The 946-nt window shown below is 74.0% G+C and carries 1 protein-coding gene; it reads right to left on the bottom strand.

Annotated features, from left to right (window positions below; translation table 11 throughout):
• The coding region (locus N866_RS18700) for an MMPL family transporter (RefSeq protein WP_155855499.1) at nucleotides 1-946 on the bottom strand (946 nt) is incomplete at both ends.

Raw genomic sequence — 946 nt, forward strand, 5'->3', positions numbered from 1 at the left:
CGAGGCGACGAAGCCGGTCTCGATGCTGCGCCGCGCGTCGCGGGTGTGGACGTAGTCCTCGCGGATCCGCGAGACGAGGAACACCTGGTAGTCCATCGCCAGTCCGAACAGCACGCCCATGACCACGATCGGCATGAAGCTGATGACGGGACCGGTCCGGGCGACCTGGAGGAGGTCGGCCCCGACGCCCTGCTCGAAGACGAGCGCCACGACGCCGAACGCCGCCCCGACGCTGAGCAGGTACCCGACGGTCGCCTTGAGCGGCACGGCGACGGACCGGAAGACCATGGTCAGCAGCACGAGCGACAGCCCGACCACGACGACGGCGAACGGCAGCAGGGCCTCGCCGAGCTTGGCGGAGACGTCGATGCCGACCGCGGTGTAGCCGGTCACGGCCAGCTCCACGCCGTACTCCTCGGCGAGCCCCGGGGCCAGGTCGCGGATCTCCTGCACCAGCGCCTCGGTCCCGGCCGACGCCGGCGCACCCTCCGGCACGACCTGGATGATCCCGGTGTCCGCGGTCGCGTTCGGCGTCGAGAGCGGTACGGCCGCGACGCCGTCGAGCGCCTCGATCTCCGCCGCCAGGTCGGCCATGAGGCCGAGCGGGTCGGTGCTCGTCACGATGCTGCCGGTGACGACGAGCGGGCCGTTGAACCCCTCGCCGAAGTGCTCGGAGACGAGGTCGTAGGTGATGCGGGCCGGGTCGTCCTGGGCCAGCACGCCCGCGTCCGGCAGCGCGAGCCGGAGCTGGAGGGCGGGGAGCGACAGCGCGCCGACGCCGACGAGCACGGCGACCACCGTGAGGACCGGGCGGCGGGTCACCGCCCGCACCCAGCCGCGGTAGAACGCGGTGGCGCGGGTGTCGACCGGCTCGTGCGCGGCGTCGTCGGCGGTCTCCTCCGCGGAGGGCCCGCCGGCGGCGAGAGGGGCCGCGGAGCGGCGACCG

Origin of the sequence: Actinotalea ferrariae CF5-4 (genome assembly GCF_000603945.1) — a bacterium.
GTDB lineage: Bacteria > Actinomycetota > Actinomycetes > Actinomycetales > Cellulomonadaceae > Actinotalea > Actinotalea ferrariae.